This window comes from Nodosilinea sp. LEGE 07298 (assembly GCF_015207265.1).
Classification (GTDB): Bacteria; Cyanobacteriota; Cyanobacteriia; order Phormidesmidales; family Phormidesmidaceae; genus Nodosilinea.
Genome location: NZ_JADEXE010000322.1, coordinates 1 through 7250, shown reverse-complemented (window position 1 = coordinate 7250; position 7250 = coordinate 1). Strand labels below are relative to the sequence as shown.

Below are 7250 nucleotides of genomic sequence, written 5' to 3'. Positions count from 1 at the left end.
TTCCAACGCTTCACCCTCGACCTCGGTGACTTCGTCATGCACCCCGACCTCGTTGGCCAACTCACCGACGGAGAAACCATCTTTGCTATCGAAGCCAAAGGCAACGACGACCTCATCAAAGGCTTAGCCCAGGCCGAAATGTACCAGACCGGGTTCCACCACACCTACCTAGCCGCCGAAGCCACCTCCCTCGGCACCAGCCTCATCGACTTTGCCAAACGCAAAAACGTTGGCATCTTGGCCGTAGGCGACACCGTCTCCGTCGCCCACACACCCCAGGCCCAGATGCCCCTGCGCGAGCCCTTCCGCTTCATCGAACGGCAGCTCGACAGCGTCTGGCAAGTCTCCAAAGGCCAAACCTACCAGTACAATATCCCCACCCTCGCCAGCTGGGCCGAAGTCCACTCCGTCGTCGGCTCCCGATCCAGCAGCACTCCCCTCGCCAACCACCGCCCCCAAGTCGCCGCAGATCTGCGCTTACTCCTTCTTCAAGACCCCATGGTGAGGCTCGTTATTTCTGGGCTAGAAGAATTCCCCACCGCATCTGCCCACTTCGCCGACCTCGCCCAAAAGTGCGACCAGCTCGACCATGCTTGTGCCCCCGTCTTCTTCCTCAAACCCGAATCTGCCGCTGCCCTCACCGACGATCGCGGACGCATCTCCTGGGCCAACGCCACCGGTCAAGACTATCGCTCTCGCATGTTCTACCAGTACAAAAGCATCCTCAAACACGCAGGCATCCTTACCCCCCGTTCCCTCGGCGGAGCCAGCACCAAAACCTACGACCCCACCCATGACATTTGGGAACTGCGGTAATGGTGCGCTATTTCCTTCCCTGGTGGCCCTCCGACTACATCTGGAAAGAGTGGCGCATCGACGACGACATGACCAAACAACCTCACTGGAGCAAAGCCTACCTCTGGGACTACCTTCCCGACCTGCTCGACGGCATCCTCGTCTCCCGCATGGCTGTCTCTCTCCGCAAAGTCAAAACCCTACGGCAAGACATACGCTATTCCGGCACCATCCTGGGTGACTCCGGAGCCCACAGTTACCGGGCTTTCGATCAGCCCCCCTTCTCCTGCCAAGACTTGCTAGATTTTTACGCCCAGGGGCAATTCAACTACGGCATGACCCTTGATATGGTCGCCTCTCCCTGGGTTCGTCCCGGAGGGCTCCCTTCTAACGAGCTAGAACGACGGCTCCAGCTCACCCTCACCAATGCCGAAATCTGTCTGGAGTTGTGCGATCGCTACCAGTACCCCTTCCAACTGCTCGGAGTTGTCCAGGGCTGGGATGCCGAAAGCTACCAGCGTTGTGCTCGGGCGTTAGTACAAATGGGGTTTGAGTATGTTGCGATCGCAGGTCAGCGCAAGCTTTCCCTAATTAAAGACGCCATCCGCGCTACCCAGGCCGAAATCTGCAATGCCGACCGCCCCATCAAAATCCACGTCCTTGGCACCGGCAACCCCCACATCCTGCCCTACTACGTAGAGCAGGGTATCGACTCCTTCGACTCCTCCACCTGGCTTCGCAAAGCCTGGCTCGACAACCGCTACAACTACTTCGACGTCAGCGGCAACTGCCACACAGCCCACCGAGCTACCCGCATCGGCCTTGGACCTTTAGACGTTGATTCATTAGAGTGGGCCACCTCCATTACTTGCCCCTGCCCCTTCAGCCAAGACCTGGGCCAGCAAATCCTTCTCTTCCGAGGGCACGAACGAAACACCCGCCGAGGCTTCCACAACGTCTACCAGTACTACCAACTCCTCAACGCCCATCGGACTCTGTAGGAGGATCGGAGGTATCCAAGGCTTGCGGCTCACCCCCCCTCAACCTCTGCCCCAACCAATTCTCTGCCACCGCCAAATAGGTACCCCCTAAAGGCCCCCAATCCAGCCCAGCCTCCACATCACAACCAGCCTCCTCCTCCAACCTGGCCATTTCCCTCAACTCCTCCGGGCCAATTTCAAACGCCATTCTCAACCTCCTCCGGGTCAACCCCCAACTCTTGCAGCCGAGCCGCCAACCTCGCTGCCTTCGTCTCCGCCTGAGCCGCCCGCTCCGCCCCCGTCGGCAAGAGGTTCCCCTCGCGATCGCACCACCGCAGCCAGGTCATCCTCATCCCCTCAAACTCCCCATCTCCAAGAGTCAGTCCCACCTCCATATTTCCAGAATCAAGCGATTCTGGGAATCTCCCCTTTACCATTTCCAGAATCAAGCGATTCTGGAAATCTCCCCCCTCACCAACCTCACCCCCCAGAACCCTACAGTTCCTGCGCAACCTTCCACCATTCCTGGGCCTTTGCGGTGCGATCGCGCCCCGACATCTGGTTATAGGTGCGGTTCACCTCCTCCACCGAGTGCCCCATCAACTCCGCCAGGGCCTGGTCTTGGTCGCGATCGCCATACTTTCGCTGCCACGTAATCGCAATCCGCCGAAAGTCGTGGGGTGTCGTCTTCTTCGGATCATCAAACAAAATTCCCGTCGCCCGGTACATTGCCCTCGCCACCATCCCCGACAACTGAGCATCATCGTAGGGCTGCTTAAAACTCCCCGAGGACGCATCGCGCAGCTTCATCAACACCCGATCGTGGGTTGGCTTCAGCTTCGGACGCCACACATTTAGCCACTCATCCAAATCCTGGGTCAATAGGTCCGGCAAGCAAAACTCTCGCCCCTTCCCCGTAAAGCTACCCGTCTTGTGGTCCTCCGGCTCCAGCAGCACCACATACCCACCCTTTTCGCGCAACAGCGTCCGCCCCAGCTCAAGCTCCCTCACCTCCCGCTGGCGCACCGGGCAGTAGGCCAAAATTGCGATTATCAGGTAAATCTGCCAGCAATGCATCACCGTCAGGTCCTTGCGAGCGTAGCCCTTTGCCGTAGTCGTCGCACAGCACAGCCGCAGGTAGCGCACCACCCCCTCCACCTGATCAAAGGGCACAAACTTCTCCACCATTTTCTCCTTCGACACCCGCCGTCTCGGCTCCTTCTCCCGCTTCGACTGCAGCGCCGCCATCTTGGCCCGAATCAGCTCCACCTCCTGAATATCTCGGTACTTAGGGCTCACCGACTGCTGGTGGTACAGCCATTTGGCCACATTCAACGATGCCGCCGCTACATTCAGCGCCCACCCGTAAGAATTGTCGCGATCGCTAATGCCCCAAGCCATATACTCATCCAGCCATTCCCGATCCGCAATCAACGCCAGCGACAGTTCCTGCCGCGACACATTCACCACCCGGTACAGCCACCCCAAAAAGCCCCGAATCATCACCTCGTAGTTGTTAAACGTCACCTCCCGAATCGGCTCATCCTGACGCTTGGCCACCTCCGGTGCCGTCAGAAAGTAAAACAAGTCAGCTAGCTCCAGCTGCAGCGTCTCTGTCAGTTCCGTCTTTGCCAACGACAGCCGCTTCTTGCCATGATCCTTCCCTGTTCCCCGTCGAGCCGCCCGGAGATTTAGCCCCGCCACCTTAGTCGGCGGCGACAGCATCTCCTCAAACCGGCCTACCGACTCCCGAAACCAACTCTGCTGCTGCATCCAGCCCAAAAATCGGTTGATCGCCGATCGGTAGTTGGCCATCGTCCCCACGCTCCGCTGCGCCGCCTCAGATGACCGCAGGCGATCGGGCGCATCCAAAAACGCCTTCAACGTCACCTGCCCTAGAGCCACCTCAAGGTCGCGATCCGTTTGGAGGCGATCGGCCTCAAACCCGTAGCTCGGCAAAACATACAGCCGCAGCGCCGTCTTCAAATTTCCCAACGACTTGGGGTTCAATATCACCCCTTCACTCGCCTTAAAGGGCACATAGGCATCGACAACATAGTGAGGTAAAGCTACAGACATCGCAGTATGAAAAAACGCTACACCTCCTTTCTATAAGAGAGATATTGGCATGACAAACCTGCGTATCTGTCCATACCCGATGCCGCTCAATTCTTTACAAATCAGGCCTTTCCAGCCTTGCTCAGCGCTCTTTTAAACCGTCTATGTAGGACACTCTCCTACGGCAAATTTTCTTGAGTCAAGGCAGAAAACGGCAACCCCTAAAAATTTGACAGCTTAATATCTGGGTTCACATTACCAACATAGCGGCGCAAGATCGTCTCTGGCGTATTGCCAGACACCGCACTGATCGACCCAATCGATTCACCTTCCTCAACCGAATGAGAAATTCTCGATATCCGCGTTGTGTAGGGCTTCCGGTAGCGAATCTCTGCCAGTTCTAGAGCTAGCTGCCAATAGCGCTTGCGAAAATTTCCCGTATGAATCGACTTCCCTCGCACCGACTTAAAAATGAGATCATCTGGCGGCGGCGGCTCAACCCCTTGGCTCACACACACGGCATTCCACCTCTCCTTCAATATCTCTCTCACCGTCTCATTCAGCGGAATGGCTCTCGTCTTACCCTTCTTCGGCAGTTTCCGCTCCTTCTTGCGGGTCAGCTGCTCCACAATATCCACCCGAGAAAAGTCCTTCGCCACATGTCTCCACCGCAGCCCCAGCAGCTCGCCAGGCCGACACCCTAGGTTCAGCGCTACCCGCACATAGTCCGCATAGTGCGCCAACCGCTCCTCAGTCTGAAAAACGCTGATCAGCTCTTCAATCTCCGCACGGGTAAACGGCGACGGCAGCTCCTGGGTCAGCTTCACATCCTGAATGGCCTCCGTCCATGGGTCGGGCTCCACCCCATAGCCCCGTCGGGCTGCCCACTGCCACACCTCCCGAATCCGGTACAGGTAGCTTTTGCGCGTCTCCTGGCTGAGCGGTTTTGCCATCAGCCAGTCCACAAACTTAAACCCGTCCTCTTCCCGCAGTCCCTTGATCGGTTTTTCACCCCAAAACTCTTGGAGTTTTTTCAGGGCATAGCGATAGCCCTCCTCCGTACTCTCAGCCCCAAACCGGCGGGCCTTGCAGTACAACTCCCACAGCTCATTGACTCGCCGTGGCTCCCCGGCCTTCTGGGCAACCTCCTGCTTAGGAAACAGCCGGTACTTCTCTTTGGTGGGGTCAAAGGTGCCGTTCTTCAGATCCACCGCCAACAGCTCCGCCCGATTTTGGGCCAACTCCCGATTCGTGGGTGTGTCCTTGGCCCCTAGGTAGCAGTGGTCGCGCTTGCCTTGGTCAGTCCAGTACAGTCTCAGCCATCCATTAGATGTGCCGACAGAGACTGTCCCCTTAGAGGCCTTGCGACGACGCTGGCCGCTTGTCGGGGAATCTCCTCCCTTAGAAACCCCAAAAGCCTTGCTGTTCAACATGTCACAAGCTTGAACTCAATTATCGCAATCGTATAGCAATAATTGGTACCCCTGTATCTGTCCATACCTCTTAGCAGAGGCTTAATGAGAATTTCAGATTCCCAAAAGCACTGATGCGCAAGAGCTAGAACCCTTACGCATCAGTGCTTTTACTGGTATGGGCGATACTGGTTTCGAACCAGTGACCTCTTCCGTGTGAAGGAAGCGCGCTACCACTGTGCTAATCGCCCTCGGTTAATAATCCTAGGGTAGAAGGTGGGGCAAGTCAACCCCACAGCCGTTCTCAATGATTACCAGCCCGATAAATAGCATGGAATGGGAACGTACAGGAGCGATCGCTCCTGTACGTTCCAGAATTGTTTGTCATCATTCTGGGCACTGGTCAGTTAAAGGATGATGGCTAGAATGTAGACGTAGAGAGTCATTTGCCTATGCGTTGTCCCCACTGCCAGAGCGAAACCGTTGTCAAGAATGGGACTCGTCGATTACAAGATAATCGGATCGTGCAGTACTACCGTTGCCGGGGTTGCACCCACAACTTTAACGAACGCACGGGAACGCCTATGGCCCGGCTTAGAACGCCGTCTAACATTGTTGAATATGCCCTCAATAACCGTGCCGAAGGGACGGGTGTTCGAGCTACCGGGCGAGTGTACAACAAGTCCCATGCCACCATTCTGCGGTGGGAGGAGCGGTTAGCCCGTCAGCGCGAGCATTGGTCTCCCCCCGCGCCTGAGGGCAGCGAGATCACGCTAGAAGGGGATGAGCTTTACACTCGCGTGGGCGAGAACCTTCCCCCCCAGTGAGAGTCGTGGATGGACGTTGACCTTTTTGGAGCGAGAGAGCCGCTACTGGGTGACAGCGCAGGCGGGGATGAAAGATGAGACTTTGTTTAGCCAAGGGACTGAATCCACGTGGCAGTGGGCGCAGGGAGCCACCGCTATCCGTTGGTTCACAGACGGTGAACGACGCTACGGGACGGCCCTATGGCCTCTAGCCAGTGAGTCTTTACCGGACCGAGGGCTTGCAAGAACCTATCCCTTCCGCAAAGTATGGCGCGAAGGGCTTGAAGTGGCGATTAAGATTAAAAGCTCTCAAGGTCAACGCCGGGTTGTCTGGCTCAAGGTCGAGCATCCCTTCACCGCGATTAGTTCGACCGCTGAGGTGCATGCGAATCATAACGTAGGCGTCAGACTTCCCAAAGGGTAGCTCAAAACGCAGCGATCAGGCGACGGTGTAGCGCCTACCGCAGACGTCAGAACCTCTATGCCAAGACGACCGCCGGATTACAACGAAGTTTGGATGTCCAGCGCTTGATCCATAACTGGGTGCGCCCTCACTGGGGGTTGGGTGCGAAGACCACCCCGGCGATGGCGATGGGCTTCACGACTCGCCCCATATCGATGGCTGAATTGCTCAATTCCAGAGGTCTTGAGGCTCTCCTACTTTAACGAACCAGTGCCAGCTTTCTGAAGTTGATGCCGCTGTTTCAGAATTGATGTCCTCGAACGGTGCCATAAGCTCGATCAATCCTTAAAGACATCTGCCATGCCTATCATCCCTAAAGCTCAGTCTCCTAGCATTATTCAGCTCTACAACTGGATTTTCAACCCCCTCGACTACATGGAAACCCGCTATCGTCAGTACGGCGACATTTTTGAGGCTCGTGCCACGGCGGCAAGCTGGATTTTTCTCAGCCATCCCGACAGCCTCAAATACGTGCTCGCTCACGATGGGAAAGAACTCAGTGCACCGGGAGAATACAACGAAAGTAATTGCTCAACTAGGTTGACGGGTAGCGGCGAATAAGAGAGGGTGGTAAACTTTTGCCATGCAAGACCTGCCGCCGTTAGAAGACCTCAGTTCTGGGGAGAAAGACGCTCTGATACGAGAGCTGTGGCAGAGGGTGCAAGCGTTGCAGGCAGAAGCCGAGAAGCGTCAACGAAAAGGCGTCAAGAAAACGTCACGCAATTCAAGTTTGCCA

The 7250-nt window shown here is 56.5% G+C and carries 6 protein-coding genes, 1 tRNA gene and 1 pseudogene; 4 read left to right on the top strand and 4 right to left on the bottom strand.

The window, feature by feature from the left end; translation table 11 throughout:
• Both IQ273_RS28125 and IQ273_RS28120 read left to right on the top strand, forming a co-directional pair.
• Positions 1–816 (top strand): hypothetical protein (locus IQ273_RS28125; RefSeq protein ID WP_194026427.1); only part of this gene is annotated, 816 nt, incomplete at its 5' end.
• Positions 816–1796 (top strand): hypothetical protein, encoded by a 981-nt coding sequence (locus IQ273_RS28120; protein ID WP_194026426.1) that lies wholly within the window; start codon positions 816–818, stop codon positions 1794–1796. The genes IQ273_RS28125 and IQ273_RS28120, both read left to right, overlap by 1 nt.
• 176 nt (positions 1797–1972) lie before the next feature.
• Here the strand turns inward: IQ273_RS28120 and IQ273_RS28115 are convergent, their stop codons facing one another.
• From IQ273_RS28115 to IQ273_RS28100, 4 genes are all read right to left on the bottom strand, one after another.
• On the bottom strand, positions 1973–2164 hold the full coding sequence (locus IQ273_RS28115) for a hypothetical protein (protein ID WP_194026425.1): 192 nt from the start codon (positions 2162–2164) through the stop codon (positions 1973–1975).
• A 106-nt stretch (positions 2165–2270) separates the two neighbouring features.
• Positions 2271–3854 (bottom strand): site-specific integrase, encoded by a 1584-nt coding sequence (locus tag IQ273_RS28110; protein WP_194026424.1) that lies wholly within the window; start codon positions 3852–3854, stop codon positions 2271–2273.
• Between the two features lie 200 nt (positions 3855–4054).
• Positions 4055–5266: a tyrosine-type recombinase/integrase gene (locus IQ273_RS28105; RefSeq protein ID WP_194026423.1), complete on the bottom strand. Its 1212-nt coding sequence runs from the start codon at positions 5264–5266 to the stop codon at positions 4055–4057.
• Between the two features lie 158 nt (positions 5267–5424).
• Positions 5425–5496 (bottom strand) — tRNA-Val (locus tag IQ273_RS28100).
• 201 nt (positions 5497–5697) lie between these two features.
• Here IQ273_RS28100 and IQ273_RS28095 point away from each other — a divergent pair.
• Both IQ273_RS28095 and IQ273_RS28090 read left to right on the top strand, forming a co-directional pair.
• A pseudogene (locus IQ273_RS28095) lies at positions 5698–6717 on the top strand (IS1 family transposase).
• Between the two features lie 97 nt (positions 6718–6814).
• The gene (locus IQ273_RS28090) at positions 6815–7075 is read left to right on the top strand and encodes a hypothetical protein (protein WP_194026422.1); all 261 of its coding nucleotides are present in this window, start codon (positions 6815–6817) and stop codon (positions 7073–7075) included.
• Positions 7076–7250: the final 175 nt, after the last annotated feature.

Bases quoted from the DNA above. Each gene is read 5' to 3' on its own strand.
- IQ273_RS28120 (WP_194026426.1), top strand. From the start codon at position 816: ATGGTGCGCTATTTCCTTCCCTGGTGGCCCTCCGACTACATCTGGAAA.
- IQ273_RS28105 (WP_194026423.1), bottom strand. From the start codon at position 5,266: ATGTTGAACAGCAAGGCTTTTGGGGTTTCTAAGGGAGGAGATTCCCCG.
- IQ273_RS28110 (WP_194026424.1), bottom strand. From the start codon at position 3,854: ATGTCTGTAGCTTTACCTCACTATGTTGTCGATGCCTATGTGCCCTTT.
- IQ273_RS28090 (WP_194026422.1), top strand. From the start codon at position 6,815: ATGCCTATCATCCCTAAAGCTCAGTCTCCTAGCATTATTCAGCTCTAC.